The organism is Aeromicrobium sp. (assembly GCF_037719875.1).
GTDB lineage: Bacteria > Actinomycetota > Actinomycetes > Propionibacteriales > Nocardioidaceae > Aeromicrobium.
This window is the reverse complement of sequence record NZ_JBBJMJ010000022.1, coordinates 24,159-43,633: the sequence shown is the minus strand read 5'-3', so window position 1 is coordinate 43,633 and position 19,475 is coordinate 24,159. Positions and strand designations below refer to the sequence as shown.

The following is a 19,475-nucleotide window of genomic DNA, read 5'->3' as shown; positions in this document are numbered from 1 at the left end:
GGCGCCACGGGCACGCATGGCGGTGAACGCCTCGTGGCCCGGTGTGTCGATCAACGTGATGCGACGCTCGGTGCCGTCGACCTCGGTCGCGACCTGGTAGGCACCGATGGTCTGGGTGATGCCGCCGGCCTCCTTGTCCACGACGTTGCTGCTGCGCAGCGCGTCGAGGAGCTTGGTCTTGCCGTGGTCGACGTGACCCATGACAGTCACGACCGGCGGACGGGCCTCGAGATCGTCCTCGTTGCCCTCGTCCTCACCGAACTCGATGTCGAACGACTCGAGCAGCTCGCGATCCTCGTCCTCCGGGGAGATGACCTCGACGTTGTAGTTGAGCTCTTCGCCCAGCAGCAGCAGCGTCTCGTCATTGGCCGACTGGGTCGCCGTGACGACCTCGCCGAGGTGGAACAGCACCTCGACGAGCGACGCGGAGTCGCCGCCGATCTTGTCGGCGAAGTCCGCCAGCGAGGAGCCGCGGGTCAGACGTACGGTCTCGCCGTTGCCCTTGCGGACGCGGACACCGCCGATGGCCGGCGCCTGCATCTGATCGAATTCCTGACGCTTCGCGCGCTTGCTCTTGCGTCCACGTCGGACCGGCCCACCGGCGCGACCGAACGCGCCCTGCGTGCCGCCACGGGTGTTGCGACCGCCGGGACCACCCGTGCGCGGGGGCCCACTGAAGCCGCCTCCGCCACCGGGACCGCCACGGCCCGGGGCTCCTCCGCCACCGCCACCACCGGGGCGACCGGCGAACCCGCCGCCACCTCCGCTGGGAGCGCCGCGACCCGGTGCCCCACCGGGGCCACCGCGACCGGGGGCACCGCCGGGTCCACCGCGTCCGGGCGCGCCGCGCCCAGTCGGCGGGCCGAGAGGCCGGCCAGGCGCGGCATCATCGCCGGGTTGGGACGCGGCATGCCCGGAGCTGCCGGAGCAGCCCCGTCAGCACGTGCGGCCGGCGGGCGCGGGGCGCGCTGCATGCCCTGCGTGGACGAGAACGGGTTGTTGCCCGGTCGTGCGCCCGGGGCCTTGGGACCGGGGCGCGGACCGGGAGCAGCCGGTGCCGGTGCGGTCGCAGCAGCAGGCGCCTCGACCGTGGTTTCCGGCGCAGGAGCGGGTGCTTCGGCGACCGGCTCGGGCACTGGCTCCGGCGTCGGGGCGACCCGAGGACCGGGCATGGGTCCGGGCGTACGCGCCGGGGCAGCCGGGGCAGCCTCTGCGACCTCAGCCGGAGCGATGTCCGGAGCGGCGGTGGGGGCACTTGCCGCCTTCTGCGGATCGGCCGGTGCGGCCTTCTTGGCGGCGGGCTTGCCAGCGGACTTCTTGGCGCCCTGCGAGCGCAGGGCTTCGCCGTGCTCCTCGTTGAGGCGCCGGACGACGGGGGCTTCTACGGTCGAGGAGGCCGACTTCACGTACTCACCCATGTCTTTCAGGGTGGACAGGACGACCTTGCTCTCAACACCGAACTCGCGTGCGAGCTCGTGGACTCTTACAGCCACTCTTCTCCTTCAGGGGGGTCCGACCCCGAAGGAGATCAGACCACTAGTTGACGAACGTGCTCATTGCGCAGTACTCATCGCGCAGTACTCATCGGGATGTCATGAGCGAATGCTCCGTATTCATGTCGGGGAACGCAGTGTGCATTCCTTGTGGTCAAGCTGTTGGACCCGATTCCTCCATCAGAGCCACCACTGCGCTCAGATCGAGCGGACCTTCGATTCGAAGGGCCCGACCGAACGCTTTGCGGCGGGTGGCGAGGTCCAGGCACCGGTGCGTGGGGTGCAGGTGCGCCCCTCGACCCGGCAGCGTTCCGCGCGGATCGGGCGTCACGACCGAGGTCGTGGACTCCTGAACTGCGACGACTCGCACCAGATTGGTCTTGTCCGCACGCTGCCTGCAACCGATGCAGGTACGAACGACCTCGTCCAGTCTACCCGTTTCGCGAGGCGGTCGCGCCATGGCCTCAGGCGCCCTCGGCCCGCGGCGCCTCGGTGTCCGAACGGATGTCGATGCGCCAGCCAGTGAGCTTGGCCGCGAGACGGGCGTTCTGGCCCTCTTTGCCGATCGCGAGCGAGAGCTGGAAGTCCGGTACGACGACACGCGCCGATCGGGTCGCCGGATCGACCAGCGTGACCCCCTTGACCTGGGACGGCGACAACGCGTGCGCGATGAACTCGGCCGGATCGTCGCTGTAGTCGACGATGTCGATCTTCTCACCATGCAGCTCGTGCATCACGTTGCGGACGCGCTGGCCCATCGGGCCGATGCACGAGCCCTTGGCGTTGACGCCAGACACGTTGCCGCGTACCGCGATCTTGCTGCGATGACCCGCCTCACGGGCGATCGCGACGATCTCGACGGACCCGTCGGCGATCTCGGGAGCCTCGAGGGCGAACAACAGCTTCACCAGGTTGGGGTGGGTGCGGGAGACCTTGACGCGGGGTCCGCGCAGCCCCTTCTCGACCTCATAGACGTATGCCTTGAGCCGCTCGCCGTGGGCGTACTTCTCCTCAGGCACACGCTCGGATGCGATCAGAATGGCTTCGATCCTGCCGAGGTCGAGCATCACGTCGCCGGGGCTGCGGCCCTGCTGGATGACACCGGAGACGATGTCCCCGACCTTGCCGGCGAACTCGCCGTACTTCGACTCGTCCTCGGCATCACGGATGCGCTGCATGATGAGCTGGCGCGCGATCGTCGCGGCGAATCGGCCGAAGTCGTCGGGTGTGTCGTCGAACTCAGGGGTGTACTGCGGCGCCGGCCTCGGCGCGGGGGTCTCGGGCGCCTCACCGTCTCGTGCTTCGCCGGCCTCGGCGGGCTCGGGTCGCAGCTCGGGCTCGACCTCGATGCGCTCCTTGGCCCACACCGTGACGTGCCCGGTCTTGCGGTTGAGCTCGACTCGCGCGTTGGTGTGGGAGCCGCCGCTCTTGTGATAGGCGGACAGCAGAGCCGTCTCGATGGCCTCAACGACCACCTCGAAGGAGATGTCCTTCTCGTGCTCGAGGGCGCGCAATGCAGCCATGTCGATGTCCATGTCAGGCGTCCTTCCTGTTGAGCTCGGTTTGCACGAGCGCGGTGTTGATCTGGTCATAGGTGAGGCGCTGGCTGCCGCTGCGGCCCTCGATGTGGACGCCCTGATCGTCGCTGTCGCCGATGCGACCGTCGATCGATGAGTCGTCGGTGAGCCGCAGCCGCACCAGGCGGCCGGCATTGCGGCGCCAGTGGCGCGGTGCGGTCAGCGGTCGGTCCACGCCGCGTGAGGTGACCTCGAGCGTGTAGGGCTGCGAACCCATCGCCTCAGAGGAGTCCAGCGCCTCGGACAGCGCGCGGGTGGCGGCTGTGATGTGGTCGATGCCGACGCCGCCGTCGCGATCCAGGGCGATACGCAGCACCCGCTTGTTGCCCGCCGGAGTCAGCTCGATCGCCTCGACATCGAGGGCGAGATCCGACACACATTCAGAGACGAGGTTCGCCAATCGATCGTCCATGGCTCTTCCTCCGTGTTCTGTTGTCGGCACCGGCATCAGTGTCGGTGTCCACCCTACCGAACCGGCGGTGCTCCGGTGAACGTCACTCGTGGGCTAGCCTGCCGGGGTGATCAGCCGACGCGCGCTTCTCGGCACCGGGATCGCCTCTGCCGTCGTCGCGGCCGGGCTCGGCGCTGCGGCCCTGGGCCACACCCTGGACGACCTGGCCCGCGGCATCGGCGTCGAGCCTCACCCCGAGCCGGACCCCGCTGACGACCAGATCATCTCCGGAGCCGCTGCCGACCAGAACGCGCTGCTCGCCAGGGTCGAAGCGACCGCCTCGACCCACCGCGACCTGCGGCTCCGACGGTTCATCGCGATCAGCACCGAGCACGCGGAGGCCGTCGGTGTCGCCGCGAAGATCCCCGATGTCGCTCCCCCCCCGGCCGACCGGCCCAAGGCTGTCAAAGCCCTGTCGGCGGCATACTCCGACGCAGCGAAGGCCCGGGCTGCCGATTCGGCCAAGGCCGTGTCACCGGATCTCGCGCGGGTGCTGGCCTCCATGTCCGCCGGGCTCACCCAGTGCGCTCGAGAAGTCGCGGGGCTGCGATGACATCGGCCGAGGCATTACAGGACTGGCTGGCGATCGAGCACGAGGCCGTGTGGCTCTACCCCGTGATCGGGGCCCGCTTCGACGACCTTGCCAACCGGGCCCGCAGGTCGTACGCCTTGCACCGCAACCTGCGTGACCGGCTGCTCGCACGCCTGGACGACCTGGGTGTCGAACCGGTCGCGACCGCTCTGACATACGACGTTGGCCCGCTCCGCACGAAGGCACAGGCGCTCTCACAAGCGCGGAGGGTCGAGCGGGACGTCGCCGCCGCCTGCCTGACCCTGACGGGTGAGAGCAGCGGCGAGCTGCGGGCCTTCGCCACCCGCGAGCTGCGCCGCGCCGCCCTGGCCGAGCTCGCCTGGGGTGCACAGCCACGGGCGTTCCCCGGGCTGCCGGCTCAGTCCTGAGCCGCGGACGTGCGGACGAGGCGCAGACGCGTGCCATCGACACGCTCGAAGTCGGCACGCTCGGCGAAGAACTCATCAACGGCCCGGGCACAGCCCGACCACGAGTGATAGTCGTCGACCAGCAACACACCCCCGACGCTCAGGTGCGGGACCACGCGCTCCAACGACACCATGGTCGACTCGTACCAGTCGCCGTCAAGGTGCGCGAAGGCAACCGGCCCATCCGGGGTCAAGGTGTCCTCGAACAGGCCCTGGACCAGGCGGACCCGGTTGTCCTCCACCGGGTAGCCGGCGGAGGTGAACGCTGCGGCGACCTTGCCCAGGAGGTCATCCTGGTAGCCGTAGTAGTCGCTGCCCCCTGGCCCTTTGGCCTCGCCTTTGACGATCGTGTCGTAGCGCTGGTGGACGTCCTCGCCGTCGGCCTCGGTGGGCGGCGGGATCTGCCCGAACACGTCGTAGACCGCCAGCTCGCGGTCCGGCTCCTTGAGCGCCGTCAGCAGGATCGCGGAACCACCCATGGCTGTCCCGGTCTCCAGGAACGAGCCCTCCACGCCTCGCTCCTTGAGATCTGCCACGATTCCGCACATCTCGATGAGCGCAGGGACCCGGATCATCGTCAGTCTCCGGGAGGTCACGTGCAGCAGCACGCGACTCACCTCTGGTGAGAGCTCGGTGTTGCCGGCGACGAGGTCGAGCAGGCTGTGCATGTCGGCCTGCGTGTGCTCGAGCCGCCTGCCCAGCCTGCGGACCTCCTTGCCCTGCTCCTTGTGCCGGGCGCGAAGCTCAGCGAGAGTCGACTTCGCGTGTGCCCGCTGTCTCTTCGACGCCGCCAGCCTGGCTTCGAGGTCGGTCACGCCGAGACGACGACGTGCGGCTGCCTTGATCCGATTCACTGCGCTCCCTTGGCGAGGACGGTGTGGACGACATCGGCGAGCGCGACATCGGTACGCTCACCCGTCGCTCGGTCCTTGACCTCGACGACACCGTCCACGTACCCCTTGCCGACCACGACGATCGTCGGAACACCGATCAGCTCGGCGTCCTTGAACTTCACACCGGGCGAGACCTTGCCCAGGCGGTCATCGAACAGAACGTCGAGGCCCGAGCCGATCAGCTCGGCATAGAGCTCCTCAGCTCCTGCGACGACGGCCTCGTCCTTGCCGGCCACGACGAGGTGCACGTCGAAGGGTGACAGCTCCTTGGGCCACACCAGACCGAGGTCGTCGTGCGCATACTCCGCAACTGCGGCCACTGCCCGGGACACGCCCACTCCATACGAGCCCATCGTGACGGTGACGAGCTTGCCGTTCTCGTCGAGCACCTTGAGATCCAACGCCTCGCATACTTGCGGCCGAGCTGGAAGATGTGTCCCATCTCGATGCCACGCGCGAGCTCGAGCGGACCCGAGCCGTCGGGCGCGGGATCGCCGGCGCGGACCTCGGCGGCCTCGATCGTGCCGTCGGAGGTGAAGTCGCGGCCGGCGACCAGGTCGATGACGTGGGAGCCCTGGATGTTGGCGCCGGTGACCCACCGCGTGCCATCGACGACCCGTGGATCGGTGAGGTATCGGATGCCGGTCTCGCTCTCGCTGCCGAGTGCGGCCGGTCCGATGTAACCCTTGACCAGGCCGGGGTGCGTGGCGAAGTCCTTGTCCTCGAACGGCTCCATCTCGGCAGGAGACAGGGCCGCCTCGAGCCGCTTGGCATCGACCTCCCGGTCGCCGGGAAGGCCGATCGCGAGCGGCTCCCGCGTGCCGTCGGGCTGCCGCACCATGACGAGGACGTTCTTGAGCGCGTCGGATGCTTCCCATGCCCGGTCATCGCGCGGGAAGACCTCGTTGAGGTGCTCGACGAGCGTGTCGATCGTGGGGGTGCCGGGAGTCTGCTCGGCATGCGCGGCGGGAAAGTTGGTGTGGTCGAGCGCTTGCGGCACGACGGTCGTGACGGCCTCGACGTTGGCGGCATAGCCTCCGGGTGAGCGCACGAAGGTGTCCTCCCCCGTCTCGGACACTGCGAGGAACTCCTCGCTCGCCGAGCCGCCCATCGCGCCGGACTGCGCGTGCACGATGACGTACTCGAAGCCGAGCCGGTCGAAGATCCGGACGTATGCCTCTCGGTGCGCCTGATAGGAGGCCTCGAGGCCGGCATCATCGATGTCGAAGGAGTAGGAGTCCTTCATGATGAACTCCCGGCCGCGCAGGATGCCTGCCCGAGGACGCGCCTCATCGCGATACTTGGTCTGGATCTGATAGATGTGCAGCGGCAGATCCTTGTAGGACGAATAGAGGTCCTTGACCAGCAGCGTGAAGAACTCTTCGTGCGTCGGACCGAGCATCATGTCGTTGCCCTTGCGGTCCTTGAGCCGGAACACGTTGGGGCCGTAGTCGGTCCACCGGCCGGAGACATCGTAGGGCTCACGCGGCAGCAGGGCCGGGAAGCGTACTTCCTGCGCGCCGAACGACTCCATCTCCTCGCGGATGATCCTCTCGACCTTGGCGAGGACCCTCAGCCCGAGCGGCAGCCACGAATAGATTCCGGGTGCCACACGGCGCACATAACCGGCACGGATCAGGAGCTTGTGGCTCGGCACCTCCGCGTCGGCCGGATCGTCGCGGAGAGTACGCAGGAAGAGCCGGGACATACGCATGGCGACGAGCCTATCGGGCCGCGCCGAGGGATCCGACCTAGGACGTGGCGGCCCTCAACGCGATGCGGATCATCGGCACCTGCAGCGGAAGTCGCAGGATCGTGCCGAGCGTGAACCACCAGGGCTTGCGATCGTCGCGGGCGCTGTCGACCGTCATCTGCACATTGGCGGGGAGCACCGCCACGAGCAGACCCGCCGAGGCGAGACCCCCCGCCCGACGTGTGCGTGGATGCAGCATCATCGCGGCGCATGCCACCTCGACGACACCCGAGACGAGCACGAGCTCGCGCTTGTAGGGAAGGACCCTGGGGACGATCGCCTCGTATGTCCGAGGACTCACGAAGTGAAGCACTCCGGAGATCGTGAAGATGCCGGCAAGGAACTTGATGTCACGACCCATGGGGTCAGCGTAGCGGCGCGGCCGCTCAGAGCAGGATCGACGCGAATGTCGTCGTGTGCCTGAAGCCGACTCGCTCGTATGCCCGACGTGCCGCGGTGTTGTGGTCGTTGACGTACAGCGTGACGATCGGCGAGACCGTCGCCCGAACCTGCTCCACGACCGCGGCGAGCGCCGGTGCGGCGATCCCCCGGCCGCGCAGGTCCGGACGGACATAGACACCCTGCAGCTGGCACGCGTAGGGCGCGGCAGCTCCGACCTCGGCCTTGAAGAGCACCTCACCGTCCTCGATGATCGCGAACGACCAACCCTGCGAGATCAGCTGAGCCACCCGCGCCCGGTAGCCGCTGCGGTTGCCCACCTCGGGGTCGACGCCGACCTCTTCGGTGAACATCGCAACGCACGCGGGATAGACCGTGTCGAACTCGTCCAGGACGACCGGACGTACGCGCGGATCTGGGCGTAGCCTGCTGTCACGCTCGAGCACCAGGAACGGCTGGTCGATGCGGGGCGAGCGTGCCGGCCCCCAGTGCGGTTCGAGCAGCTTCCACATCGGCAGCACCGCGTCCCTGGGACCGACGATCGACGACGGCCGTATGTTGTCGGCGACGGCCCGCTCCGCGAAGGCCTCGATCGCGGCGGGGGTCGCCTGGACCGGTACGACATTGGCGCCGGCATGGCAGGCGGACACCAGCACATCGTCCTCGAAGTATCCCCACACCTGACCGCCCAGCCAGCGGGTCTGGAGCTTGGTCGCGTCGACTCGATTGCGTACGAACAGGTTGACCAGGGGATCGCGGTCCAGGAGCGCGTGCAGCTCGGTCAGGTCAGATGGCGTCAGCGGACGGACGTGCGTCGTCGTCCTGAGCACAGCGCCTCCCATGGTGGTGATCACAGCGTACGTCGGCGAGCGGCCCGGGGTTAGCTTGAGAAGCCCGACCGCACTCCGCAATCCCTGGTGAAGCGGTGAGTCAGCCACCTATCCCGGGGGCCGAAAGGTCGCTATGTCACCGCGAACCCGGCAGGCCAGCAGAACGGCTCAGGAAACCGACACAGCCGGCGATCCGCCCTCGACCGGCTCCATGCCCTCGGCCAGACGCAGCGCTTCCTCGATCAGGGTCTCGACGATCTTGGACTCCGGCACCGTCTTGATGACCTCACCCTTGACGAAGATCTGACCCTTGCCGTTGCCGGAGGCCACACCGAGGTCGGCCTCGCGGGCCTCCCCCGGTCCGTTCACGACGCAGCCCATCACGGCGACGCGCAGCGGGACCTCCATGCCCTCAAGCCCGGCGGTGACTTCCTCGGCGAGTGTGTAGACATCGACCTGGGCGCGACCACACGACGGGCACGACACGATCTCGAGCTTGCGCTCGCGCAGGTTGAGCGACTGCAGGATCTGCAGCCCGACCTTGACCTCCTCGACCGGCGGCGCGGACAGCGAGACCCGGATCGTGTCGCCAATGCCCTGGCTCAGCAAGGCGCCGAAGGCCGTGGCGCTCTTGATCGTGCCCTGGAACGCCGGTCCGGCCTCCGTGACGCCGAGGTGCAGCGGCCAGTCACCGCGCGCCGAGAGCATCTCGTATGCCTGCACCATCACGACGGGATCGTTGTGCTTGACCGAGATCTTGAAGTCGTGGAAGTCGTGCTCCTCGAACAGCGAGGCCTCCCAGACCGCAGACTCCACGAGCGCCTCCGCCGTCGCCTTGCCGTACTTGTCATAGATGCGCTTGTCGAGCGATCCGGCGTTGACACCGATGCGGATCGAGACGCCGGCATCCTTGGCAGCCTTGGCGATCGCGCCCACCTGGTCATCGAACTTACGGATGTTGCCGGGGTTGACCCGGACCGCGGCGCAGCCCGCGTCGATCGCCGCGAAGACATACTTCGGCTGGAAGTGGATGTCGGCGATGACCGGCAGCTGCGAGTGCTGGGCGATCTCGGCCAGCGCGTCGGCATCGTCCTGGCTCGGGCACGCCACCCGGACGATGTCGCAACCGGCCGCAGTGAGCTCGGCGATCTGCTGAAGCGTCGTGTTGACGTCAGACGTCAGGGTCGTGGTCATCGACTGGACCGAGATCGGGGCGTCGCCGCCGACATCGACCTTGCCGACCTTGATCTTGCGGGTCTTGCGGCGCGGCGCGAGCACCGGGGGCGGCATTGCCGGGAGGCCGAGGTCGGTCATCTCGGGGTCCCCGCGAAAGCGTGAGCGCCGGTGACGGTGCTCGTGGCCGGGGAGAACTGCCAGAGAGCGGTTTCGTGGGGTGAGGTCATGAGATGGAGACCGGGTTGACGATGTCGGCGTAGATCAGGATCACACTCATCAGCATAAGGAGGGCCCCCACGGCGTAGGCGACCGGCAACATCCGCGCGACATCGGCATAGCCCGGATCGGGTCGTCCCCGCAGCTTGGCGAATGCCCGGCGGACCGCCTCGTAGAGCGCACCGGCGATGTGCCCGCCATCGAGCGGCAGCAGCGGGATGAAGTTGAACAGCGCGAGGAACAGGTTGAGGCCTGCGAGCAGGACAAGCACACGTTGGATCCGCTCGGGCCAGGTCGGATCGTCGACCGTGACCATCTCGCCGGCCACCCGGCTGGCGCCGACGACACTGATCGGGCCATCGGCCTCGCGCTCGGCACCGAACGCGGCCTTCGTGACGCCGACCATCCGCTCGGGCAGGTGGATGATCGCCTGGGTCGTGCCCACGACGTAGTCACCCATCACCGACGCGACGAAGCCCGGGCCCTGACGGACGTACGACTGGGTGGGCGTGACTCCAAGGAACCCGACGTCAACGGTCTTGGTGGGGTCGTCGACATCGGCGCGGGCCAGGACCGAGGTGGCGACGCTGACCTCGCGGGGGCTGCCGTCACGCTCGAACCCGATCGTCGCCTCCTTGGAGCCGTTGGCCCGGATGAGGCCCGTGAGCTGGTCCCACGACGTGATCTTCGCGCCGTTGAACGAGGTGATCTTGTCGTCAGCGAGCAGCCCGGCCTTCTTGGCCGGGGTGACCGAGTCCTCGGAGGTGCAGGTGCGGCCGGCCTCGGCGTCGCTGATTGCGCAGTCGGAGACTGCCTGCACGGTCGTCGAGGGGGTCAGGGCGCCAAATCCCATGAACACGATCGTGAACAGGACGATGGCGATCAGGATGTTGACCGTCGGGCCGCCGGCCATCACGATCAGCTTCTGCCACCACGGCTTGCGATAGAAGAGGCGGTCCAGATCCTTGTCCTCGATGTGCTCGTACTCGGCGTTGCGGGCATCCGAGATGAGCTGGGTGAACAGCCCCGTGTTGGTCTTGCGGACCTCGTGCGGGTCGGCGTCCTTGGCCGGCGGCAACATCCCGACGAGCTTGACGTAGCCACCGAGCGGGATCGACTTGATGCCGTACTCGGTCTCTCCACGCTTGAACGACCACAGCGTGTTGCCGAAGCCCACGAAGAACTGGGTGACCTTGATGCCGAACTTCTTGGCGGGATACATGTGACCGAGCTCGTGCAGGCCGATGGAGATCGCGACGCCGATCACGAACGCCACGACACCCAGGGTGTAGATCAGTGCGTTCATCGCTTCTCCACCAGCTCCGCGGCCCGGGTGCGAGCCCATGCGTCGGCGCTGAGCACGCCATCGAGGGTCAGGTCCTGTCGGGCGACGTCCGGGTCGCCCACATGCTCGTCCAGAACCACGCCCACCGTGTCCACTATGCCGAGGAAGTCCAAGTCGCCGGCGACGAACGCATCGACGCACACCTCGTTGGCCGCGTTGAAGACTGCCGGGCCCGTACGCCCGAAGGTGCCGGCCTTGCGCGCCATGTCGACCGCTGGGAACGCCTCGTTGTCGAGCGGGAAGAACTCCCAGGTCGCGGGTTGGGTCCAGTCGCACCCGGCCGCCGCATCGGGAACCCGGCCTGGCCAGGCGAGGCCGAGGGCGATCGGCAGCTTCATGTCCGGCGGAGACGCCTGGACCATCGTCGCGCCGTCGGCGAACTCGACCATCGAGTGCACGATCGACGGCGGGTGCACGACGACCTCGATGCGGTCGAAGCCGATGTCGAACAGCAGATTGGCCTCGATGACCTCGAGCCCCTTGTTGACGAGCGTCGCGGAGTTGATCGTGATGACCGGCCCCATGACCCACGTCGGGTGCGCCATCGCCTGCTCGGGCGTGACGTCTACGAGCTCTGCCCGAGTGCGCCCACGGAACGGTCCACCGCTCGCCGTGACGATCAGGCGGCGGATGTCGTCGCGTCGCTCGCCACGCATGGCCTGGGCGAGTGCGGAGTGCTCGGAGTCTACCGGCACGAGCTGACCCGGCTTGGCTGCGCCGATCACGAGCTCGCCCCCGATGATGAGCGACTCCTTGTTGGCGAGGGCGAGGGTCCTACCGGCTTCCAGCGCGGCCAGGGTCGGCTGCAGACCCACCGCCCCGGTCATGCCGTTGAGCACGACATCGCACTCAACCCGGGCCACCTCGACCGCGGCATCGGGTCCTGCGAGGAGACGCGGCACCCGGTGGTCGCCGTGAGCAAAATCCCGCTTCTGCGCCTCGGCGTAGAGCGCGAGCTGTACGTCCTCGGCCGCGCTCGCCCGGGCGACGGCAACCAGCGGCACGTCGAACTGCACGGCCTGCTCGGCCAACAGCCGCGGGTTGCTCCCACCGGCGGCGAGAGCGACGACCTCGAAGCGTTCTGGGTTGGCGGCGATGACCTCGAGGGCCTGGGTCCCGATGGATCCCGTAGAGCCGAGAATGGCGACACGCTTGCGCATGTCGCCATTCTCCCTGATGCGGTGTCCTGGACCTACTCGATCCCGACATGCACAACGGCGACACTCCCCTGGAGTGTCGCCATCGTCAGTGCCCCGGGGCGGTGGCATCGAAGAGATGTCCTGTCGCCGCGCGCCTCCCGCCCCGGGAGTCTGTTACTTGACCTCGGACCTGAGCAGGCGCCACGTGCCGAGCACAACCGGAAGGATTAGCCAGATCGTGCCTGATGTGGCGAGCTGGGCCCATTCCTTCCCGTCGGGCAAGTAGTCGCCGGTGAACAGCGGTCCCTGAGCCCAATTGAAGTCGAACCACGGGACGATGTCCTCGAAGCCATCGACCGCGGCGCTGACCGCTCCGAACGCGATCGGCAGCACGAGTGCGTAGAAGAAGTAGGCCACGATCGCTGCAGGCGTGTTCATGATCAGCATGGCGAACGCGAATCCGATGACGACAGCTAGCGCATTCGTCAGGACGAAGTTGCGCATCAATGCAAATTCGATGTCGTATTGGGCGTCGAATCCCCGGACCGTCGAGAAGAACCACACCGCGACGAGCGCGATGACAGCGGCAACGATGATCGTCGCCAGCGACACCATGATGGCAGCGACCAGTTTCGACACGACGACTCGCGGCCTCCGCGGCTCTAGCGTGAAGGTCACGAGACCTGTTCGTTGCCCCCATTCAGAGGTGACCAGCAGGATCGGGATCACGGGCAGGAAGAATCCGAGCACGCCGCCGACGATGCCGATCGCGTCTCCGTATGCGAAGTCACGGGGCTCGAAGAACGCACCGCAGAATGCCACCACGACGACGCAGAGAAGCATGATCGAGAAGGTGTACCAGCGTCCGGACCGGGTGTTGAACATCTTTCGCAGCTCGACGTTGACCAGTCGCGAGAACGGGATCCCGGGACGTGTGGTGTCGATGGTGGCAACAGTTGTACTCATGCCTGAACTCCTTCAGTGGGGCGCTGTTCACGTTGTGTGTCACCGGTGAGCTCTAGGAACATCTCCTCGAGTCCTGCGCCCTCAGCAGGGCGCAGCTCGACGAGCGCAACGCCCGCGGTCGCAACAGCCTTGCCCACGGTCTCGGGATCAGCCTCCGTGCGCAGCCCGGCGTCACCGGACGGGCTAGCGGTTATGCCGGCAGACGTCAACGCGTTGGCGAGGGCCGACATGTCGCCAGCCTTGACGAACGTTCCAGCGGTCTGCAGAAGCTCAGCCTTGGTGCCCTCAGCCACGATCCGGCCGTTGCCGATGACGATGATCTCATCGGCGATGACCTCGATCTCATGCAACAGGTGCGACGACAGCAACACCGTGCCACCGCGGTTGGCATACTCACGCAGCAGGCTTCGCATCCAGTGGATGCCAGCCGGGTCGAGACCGTTGGCCGGCTCGTCGAGGATCAGGATCTTCGGGTCGCCGAGCAGGGCGTTGGCGATTCCGAGGCGCTGGCGCATGCCGAGCGAGTAGTTGCGAACGCGCCGCTTCGACTCGCCCGCCGTGAGGCTGACCAGGTTGAGCATCTCGTCGACGCGAGACATCGGCAGGCCCATCATGATGGCGCTCATCGTCAGGATCTCGCGACCCGTACGTCCGCCGTGCTGAGCCGAGGCGTCCAGAAGGACGCCGACCTGAGTCCCTGGATTGGGGATGTCCTGGTAGAGGATGCCGCCGATTCGCGCCTCGCCCGCTGTGGGAGGCGTCAGACCAGCGATGATGCGCATCGTGGTCGACTTGCCGGCGCCGTTGGGGCCGAGGAAGCCGGTGACGGCTCCCGGTCGGCACTCGAATGAGACATCGTCGACGGCCTTGAAGCCGCCGTACATCTTGGTGAGTCCTTGAACTGTGATCATGACACCCAGTCTGCCTTGTGCAGCGGGTCGGCTGCATCCGTCGAGCGACCACGGCGTGATAGCCGAAAGTATGAGAAGCGCGAGCCCTTAGGCCGTCGTGCCACTCACCGGCTCCCTCTAGCCTTGGCGGGTGACCACCGTCTCCTGCCAGCCCGAGCTGCGAACGTGGAGCCATGTGTGGCGCTACGTGCTGGTGTTGGCGATCACAGGTCTCGCCTGGTTCGAGGTGGTGCAGTGGCAGTGGGACAACCAGCGCTGGTGGTTCTGGCTCGACTTCGCGTTGGGTGTCCTCAGCCTGGTGCTCCTCGCCTGGCGTCGGTCGCATCCGGTCGCCATCGCAACGGTCATCAATGCGCTGACCTTTGTCTCATGGTCATCCGGCGGCGCGGCGACCCTGGCCCTCGTCTCGTTGGCGACCCGGCGACGGTGGCGCGAGATCATCCCCGTCGGCCTCCTCTCACTGGTGTCCGGGCTGGCCCTCGAGAGCATGAACCCGGTCAGCCAGGACTCGTTCGCCTTCGCGGTCCCGTTCATCGTGCTGATCATCGGCGTCTCGATCGGTTGGGGCATGTACATCGGGTCGCGCCGCGAGCTCCTGGCGACCTTGCGCGGACGCGCCGACACCGCCGAGTCCGAGCAGGCCGCCCGGGTCGCGCAGGCGCGTACGGCCGAGCGTGCTCGCATCGCCCGCGAGATGCACGACGTGCTGGCGCACCGCATCTCGCTGGTCACGATGCACGCCGGCGCCCTGACCTATCGCACGGATCTCAGCGCCGATGACATGCGCGCCACCGCTGCGGTGATCCAGGAGAGCTCCCATCAGGCGCTCGTCGAGCTGCGCGATGTCCTCGGGCTGCTGCGTGACGGCCCGGGCGATGCAACCCCCGAGCGACCGCAACCATCCGCCGTCGACCTCCCGGACCTGATCGCCGAAGGACTGAAGTCCGGCATGCGGATCGAGACCACGGAGCTGGGCTCGCTCGACGGCATACCGGAGACGCTGGGACGTACGCTCTACCGCATCGTCCAGGAATGCCTGACCAACGCACGGAAGCATGCCCCCAACACGCTCGTGAAGATTGACGTCGGTGGAAATCCGCACGATGGCCTGTCCGTGAACGTCAGCAACCCGCTCATGATCGGGGCGAGCGACCAGGGCGTACCCGAGTCCGGGCTGGGACTGATCGGGCTCGCCGAGCGCGTTGACCTCGTCGGGGGTCGATTGAGCCACCGCATCACCCCTGAGCGCGAGTTCATCGTCAAGGCATGGCTACCGTGGCCGGCATGAGCGAGCGGCAGCGAGCGAACTATCGGGTTGGACTCATGCCGGTATCTGCCCACCGTGCGTTTCCAGGGCAGGTGCCGGCATGAACGAGCGGCAGCGAGCGAACTATCGGGTTGGACTCATGCCGGTGTCTGCCTACCGTTCGTTCCCAGGGCAGGTGCCGGCATGAACGAGCGGCAGCGAGCGAACTATCGGGTTGGACTCATGCCGGCGTCTGCCTACCGTTCGTTCCCAGGGCAGGTGCCGGCATGATCGAGCGGGCTGACAGGACCGTACGAGTGCTGCTGGCCGACGATGACCCGCTCGTGCGGGCCGGACTGGCCCTGATGCTCGGCGGATCGGACTCCATCACCGTCGTCGGCGAAGCGGTCAATGGCCGGGCCGCGGTCGATGCGGTGCAGGCAGGCGGGATCGACGTCGTGCTGATGGACATCCGGATGCCCGTCCTCGACGGCATCGCCGCGACCACGGCAGTGCTTGCCCTGCCGGAGCCGCCCAAGGTCATCGTGCTGACGACATTCGACGCCGATGAGTTCGTCGTCCGCGCCCTCGCGGCCGGCGCCAACGGCTTCTTGCTCAAGGACACCCCGCCGGCAGAGATCGTCGCAGCGATCGGCAAGGTCGTCGCCGGTGAGCCGATGCTGTCGCCGACCATCACGCAGCAGCTCATCCGCCAGGTCACCGACGCGGCGCCTGACCAGCGGGACGACGAGGCGCGGTCCCGTGTGGCGGGGCTGACCGAGCGTGAGCTCGAGGTGGCGGTGGCGGTCGGTGGCGGATCCTCCAACGCCGAGATCGCTGCGGCCCTCCACATGAGTGTCGCGACCGTCAAGGCCCACATCTCGCACATCTTCACCAAGCTCGGGGTGACGAACCGGGTCCAGGTCGCCATCGCGATGCACGACGCCGATCTGCTCTAGACAGAATCCGCGAGGTCGTCGCCCACGCCATCGGCGGCCCGCGGGTCGTGGCGCGCCGATGTCGTGACCGGCAGGTGCGTGGCCCACACCGTCGGCACCCCCGACGTACTGAGGCGGGACACCCGATCTGCGTCCTCTCCGCTCGGCAAGGGGCTGAATCCGCCGGCTGCTTGGTAGACGTCGGCCCGAAGTCCCAGATTGGCCCCGTGCACGTGGCCGTGCCGACTGCCCCTCGCCGCATCGGCGTCATATTGCTTCTGCCAGGCCTGATGGCGTCGGGACTCCCGCGGCTCAAGAGCGACGGTCCCGACCACGACGTCGGCTCCGCCGTCCGCAAGGGCGATCTGCGCGGAGAGCCAGTCGCTCGGTACGACGCTGTCGGCGTCGGTCGTCGCCAGCCACGTGCGATCCCACCGCCCGGTGTGGCGCCGAAGTGCCCACGTGCATCCCGACGACCGGGCAAGGCCGACGTTTGCCACCGCGTTGACCAGAACCGTGGCACCGAGCTCATGGGCGATCTCTGCCGTGCGGTCTGCGCAGCCGTTGGCCACCACGACGATGTCGAGGTGGATCGACGCTGGCAGCAGGTCTGCGGCGCACCGCAGGGAGTCCAGACACCTGCGGACCGTGGCGGCCTCGTTGCAGGCCGGCACCACGACGACGACGGCGCCGATGTCAGGACCCGGCATGGCCGAACACCTCGAGCAGGAAGTCACGCTCCTCGTGACGCACCAGCCGTTCGAGGGTGCTGAATGCGGTCATCTCCGCGTGAACGTCGTCTCCCGTGCAGGTTGCGACGTCGAACGGGTGGCGCCAGTGGACCATCACGATATGCCCGTCGGCGTCGAGGGAGTTGACCGATCGACGGATGACCTCGTGACGATCGTCCATCGAGAGGAAGTACATGAGTTCGGAGACCACGATCAGGTCGAACGTCCCGTCCGGCCAGTCCTGCGGGACGCGGCCGACCCGTAGCTCGACGTGGGGCCCTCGATTGCGGGTACGGGCCTCATCCAGCGCGGTATCCACGGCATCGGTCGCGAGCACGAAATCGCATCTCGCGGCGATCGCACTCGTGAGCAGTCCGATCGAGCAGCCCGGCTCGAAGGCACGGCGGTATCGCGCCCTCGGGAGGCTGTCGATGGTCAGCACATATTTGCGAGCCTCATAGCGTCGTTCGGCGAGATGCCACGGATCTGGCGCCGCGGCATACATGTCCTCGAAATAGCTCGGCTCAGTCATGTGATCACGACCTCTGGGGCGTGCAGCGCGTGATCGAGAAGAGCTCCTTCGACCACCGCCCGGTCGGCCGGGTGATCGCTCAGCGGCCGCACCTGGGTGTTGAAGGCGTCGATGGCGTCGTGCTTGCGCTCCCGGGACGAAGCGGGGCTCCACAGTGTGCGGGCGTGGGGCAGCCAGTCGGCCTCGTGCGGTGTCGTCCAGGCCCACGTCCATATCGGGAACTGCCACAGCGGGACGTCATCTCCGCACGCCTCGGCCGCAGCCCGACCGAGAGCGTCATGGTCACCGTGCCCGTCCAGACGAAATGGCGACAGGACCAGGTCTGCCGCCCGCACGAACGGCTCGAGCGCTGACCGGAGCTCAACGCCATGCTCCTGCAACCCACCGTCTGGCAATCCCAGACGGTGCACGACGGGCTTCTCGATTCCGAGTCTGCGCAATGCCTCCAACAGCTCGGCTGCGCGTAGCGATCGCAGGTCGTCGCGACCATGCGACGGGCTCCTGGGGTGCGATGCTTCGCCATCTGTCGCCGTCACAAAGGTCAAGGAGCGCCTGCGTTGCGCCGCCAGCCACGACCCAACAGCCAGCACCTCATCGTCGGGGTGCGCCGACAGGACCAGGATCGCACCGCCGGGGTCGTCCGGAGCCGGCAGGCCAGCGGCCTGGAGCTCTTCTCGCCAGGTCTCAGTCATGCTGTTGACCAATCCCGCCGAGACGTTCGAGATCGCGTTCGGCATGATGCTGGCGCACGAAGACGACCAGATCGGCGACGTGGTCGGAGTGCCGCCGGTCATACACGAGGGGCGCCGGACCGAGAGCACGACCTGCACGGGCGATGACCCGGTCGACCACATCGGCAGCCAGCGCCCGGACCGAGAGGGCCAGCCGCTCGGCCTGCTCCGCCGGGACATCCGGCGCCGCGTCGATGCGGTGCGCTGCGTCCCGCAGCACGGCACCGAGGTTGTCGAGATCGGCGCGGATTGCACCGAGGTGGGCGAGCCCGTGCGCGTCGAGACGGCCGCCCGCCGACTCCACCGTGTCCGCCACACCACGCGCGCCGCCGAACCAGCACGCGGCGATCCCGATGGCGCCGTGCCAGAAGCCGGGTCGGGCGGTGTAGTCCCCCGCCGCCCCGATTGCCACGGCGGGGACCTCATCGAGCTGCAGGGAGCGGGTGTCCGCGCGGCGCATGCCATGACCGGACCACTGGGCCGCGCGGTGGTCGATGGCCAGGCCGGCGCTCCGTACGTCGATCGAGAACAGTCGGGCACCCTCCGGCGTCCCCGCCGTGACCAGGGCGTTGGTCGCCGTCGTCGCGCCGGAGCAGAACGCCTTGCGGCCGGACAGCACGAATCCCTCGGCGGTCTCACGAGCCTCCAGCTGCGCGAAAGGGGGCTCGGCCGCCCATACGGCCCACACCGAGTCGGGCTCGACAGCCGGACCGTCGAGGTCACGCAGGATCGCGGCGGCGTCGTGATGGGGCTCGACGATCTTGGCCAGCGGCAGGTCGCGCCGCGCGAGGTCTGCCAGAGATCGGAACCGTTCGACGGTTGCGCCGTCACCCGGGAACGGCCACGGACTATTGACGTGCGGAGTCACGTCGACCAACGACACCAGGGATGGGCTGTCGCCCACGGCTGAGGGTTCCACGACACCCATCTCTGTGACCGGATGTGACGGCGGCGGAGTACCCACCTGGCGACTCAGCCAAACCATGAACGGCTCAGACGGCGAGGTGTCGAGCCGCAACCTACCGTTGACCCATGACCTCGCCGGTGCACGCGCTGACATCCACCCTCGACGTCATCCTCGACAAGTCGCTGGTGCTGGGTTACTCCAGGGTCGGAGTCGCAGCTCGTCGCCTTTGGTGGCCGGCTGAC

General features: G+C 67.7%; 19 protein-coding genes and 2 pseudogenes. 4 read left to right on the top strand and 17 right to left on the bottom strand.

Annotated features, from left to right (window positions below; translation table 11 throughout):
* The 4 genes and pseudogenes from WKF39_RS15425 to rimP all read right to left on the bottom strand — a co-directional run.
* Window positions 1-1,493, bottom strand: a pseudogene (locus WKF39_RS15425) (translation initiation factor IF-2 N-terminal domain-containing protein); the annotation flags it as partial.
* A gap of 154 nt (window positions 1,494-1,647) precedes the next feature.
* Entirely contained in the window at window positions 1,648-1,953 is a 306-nt protein-coding gene (locus WKF39_RS15420) for a YlxR family protein (RefSeq protein WP_340390001.1), read from the bottom strand.
* A 4-nt stretch (window positions 1,954-1,957) separates the two neighbouring features.
* Window positions 1,958-3,028 carry a transcription termination factor NusA gene (gene nusA / locus WKF39_RS15415; protein ID WP_340389998.1) on the bottom strand — a complete coding sequence of 357 codons (1,071 nt, stop codon included), beginning with the start codon at window positions 3,026-3,028 and terminating at the stop codon, window positions 1,958-1,960.
* 1 nt (window position 3,029) lies between these two features.
* Window positions 3,030-3,482 (bottom strand): ribosome maturation factor RimP, encoded by a 453-nt coding sequence (rimP, locus tag WKF39_RS15410; protein ID WP_340389997.1) that lies wholly within the window; start codon window positions 3,480-3,482, stop codon window positions 3,030-3,032.
* A gap of 106 nt (window positions 3,483-3,588) precedes the next feature.
* On the opposite strand from rimP, the gene WKF39_RS15405 reads away from it, so the two are divergent.
* The gene (locus WKF39_RS15405) at window positions 3,589-4,074 is read left to right on the top strand and encodes a hypothetical protein (RefSeq protein ID WP_340389996.1); all 486 of its coding nucleotides are present in this window, start codon (window positions 3,589-3,591) and stop codon (window positions 4,072-4,074) included.
* Complete coding sequence (locus WKF39_RS15400) at window positions 4,071-4,481, top strand: DUF4439 domain-containing protein (protein ID WP_340389994.1); 411 nt, start codon at window positions 4,071-4,073, stop codon at window positions 4,479-4,481. Before WKF39_RS15405 ends, WKF39_RS15400 begins: the two co-directional genes overlap by 4 nt.
* Here WKF39_RS15400 and WKF39_RS15395 read toward each other — a convergent pair.
* The 9 genes and pseudogenes from WKF39_RS15395 to WKF39_RS15355 all read right to left on the bottom strand — a co-directional run bounded on the left by WKF39_RS15395 (window position 4,472) and on the right by WKF39_RS15355 (window position 14,148).
* Window positions 4,472-5,374, bottom strand: coding sequence for a TylF/MycF/NovP-related O-methyltransferase (locus WKF39_RS15395; RefSeq protein ID WP_340389992.1), 903 nt, complete (start codon window positions 5,372-5,374; stop codon window positions 4,472-4,474). The genes WKF39_RS15400 and WKF39_RS15395 overlap by 10 nt on opposite strands.
* Window positions 5,371-7,121, bottom strand: a pseudogene (locus WKF39_RS15390) (proline--tRNA ligase). The gene WKF39_RS15395 and the pseudogene WKF39_RS15390 overlap by 4 nt, the downstream one beginning before the upstream one ends.
* Before the next feature lie 43 nt (window positions 7,122-7,164).
* Window positions 7,165-7,527 (bottom strand): DoxX family protein, encoded by a 363-nt coding sequence (locus WKF39_RS15385; RefSeq protein WP_340389990.1) that lies wholly within the window; start codon window positions 7,525-7,527, stop codon window positions 7,165-7,167.
* A 25-nt stretch (window positions 7,528-7,552) separates the two neighbouring features.
* Complete coding sequence (locus WKF39_RS15380) at window positions 7,553-8,407, bottom strand: GNAT family N-acetyltransferase (RefSeq protein ID WP_340389988.1); 855 nt, start codon at window positions 8,405-8,407, stop codon at window positions 7,553-7,555.
* Window positions 8,408-8,563: 156 nt separating this feature from the next.
* A complete protein-coding gene (gene ispG / locus WKF39_RS15375; RefSeq protein ID WP_340389986.1) occupies window positions 8,564-9,709 on the bottom strand; it encodes a flavodoxin-dependent (E)-4-hydroxy-3-methylbut-2-enyl-diphosphate synthase in 1,146 nt (381 codons plus the stop codon).
* Window positions 9,710-9,794: 85 nt separating this feature from the next.
* Complete coding sequence (locus WKF39_RS15370; protein ID WP_340389984.1) at window positions 9,795-11,093, bottom strand: M50 family metallopeptidase; 1,299 nt, start codon at window positions 11,091-11,093, stop codon at window positions 9,795-9,797.
* On the bottom strand, window positions 11,090-12,292 hold the full coding sequence (gene dxr, locus WKF39_RS15365; protein ID WP_340389982.1) for a 1-deoxy-D-xylulose-5-phosphate reductoisomerase: 1,203 nt from the start codon (window positions 12,290-12,292) through the stop codon (window positions 11,090-11,092). The genes WKF39_RS15370 and dxr overlap by 4 nt, the downstream gene beginning before the upstream one ends.
* A 153-nt stretch (window positions 12,293-12,445) precedes the next feature.
* Entirely contained in the window at window positions 12,446-13,237 is a 792-nt protein-coding gene (locus tag WKF39_RS15360; protein WP_340389980.1) for an ABC transporter permease, read from the bottom strand.
* Complete coding sequence (locus WKF39_RS15355; RefSeq protein ID WP_340389978.1) at window positions 13,234-14,148, bottom strand: ATP-binding cassette domain-containing protein; 915 nt, start codon at window positions 14,146-14,148, stop codon at window positions 13,234-13,236. The genes WKF39_RS15360 and WKF39_RS15355 overlap by 4 nt, the downstream gene beginning before the upstream one ends.
* 130 nt (window positions 14,149-14,278) lie before the next feature.
* Between WKF39_RS15355 and WKF39_RS15350 the strand changes: the two genes are divergently transcribed.
* Together WKF39_RS15350 and WKF39_RS15345 are read left to right on the top strand one after the other, a co-directional pair.
* The gene (locus WKF39_RS15350) at window positions 14,279-15,436 is read left to right on the top strand and encodes a histidine kinase (RefSeq protein ID WP_340389976.1); all 1,158 of its coding nucleotides are present in this window, start codon (window positions 14,279-14,281) and stop codon (window positions 15,434-15,436) included.
* Between the two features lie 245 nt (window positions 15,437-15,681).
* A complete protein-coding gene (locus WKF39_RS15345; protein ID WP_340389974.1) occupies window positions 15,682-16,353 on the top strand; it encodes a response regulator transcription factor in 672 nt (223 codons plus the stop codon).
* Here the strand turns inward: WKF39_RS15345 and WKF39_RS15340 are convergent.
* Genes WKF39_RS15340 through WKF39_RS15325 form a run of 4 tightly spaced genes read right to left on the bottom strand, consistent with a single transcriptional unit; the run spans window position 16,350 to window position 19,245 of the window.
* Entirely contained in the window at window positions 16,350-17,042 is a 693-nt protein-coding gene (locus tag WKF39_RS15340) for a glycosyltransferase (RefSeq protein ID WP_340389972.1), read from the bottom strand. The genes WKF39_RS15345 and WKF39_RS15340 overlap by 4 nt on opposite strands.
* Window positions 17,029-17,595 (bottom strand): class I SAM-dependent methyltransferase, encoded by a 567-nt coding sequence (locus WKF39_RS15335; RefSeq protein WP_340389970.1) that lies wholly within the window; start codon window positions 17,593-17,595, stop codon window positions 17,029-17,031. The genes WKF39_RS15340 and WKF39_RS15335 overlap by 14 nt, the downstream gene beginning before the upstream one ends.
* Window positions 17,592-18,287 (bottom strand): PIG-L family deacetylase, encoded by a 696-nt coding sequence (locus tag WKF39_RS15330; RefSeq protein ID WP_340389968.1) that lies wholly within the window; start codon window positions 18,285-18,287, stop codon window positions 17,592-17,594. Before WKF39_RS15330 ends, WKF39_RS15335 begins: the two co-directional genes overlap by 4 nt.
* Entirely contained in the window at window positions 18,280-19,245 is a 966-nt protein-coding gene (locus WKF39_RS15325; RefSeq protein ID WP_340389966.1) for an acyl-CoA dehydrogenase family protein, read from the bottom strand. The genes WKF39_RS15330 and WKF39_RS15325 overlap by 8 nt, the downstream gene beginning before the upstream one ends.
* Between the last annotated feature and the right edge of the window lie 230 nt (window positions 19,246-19,475).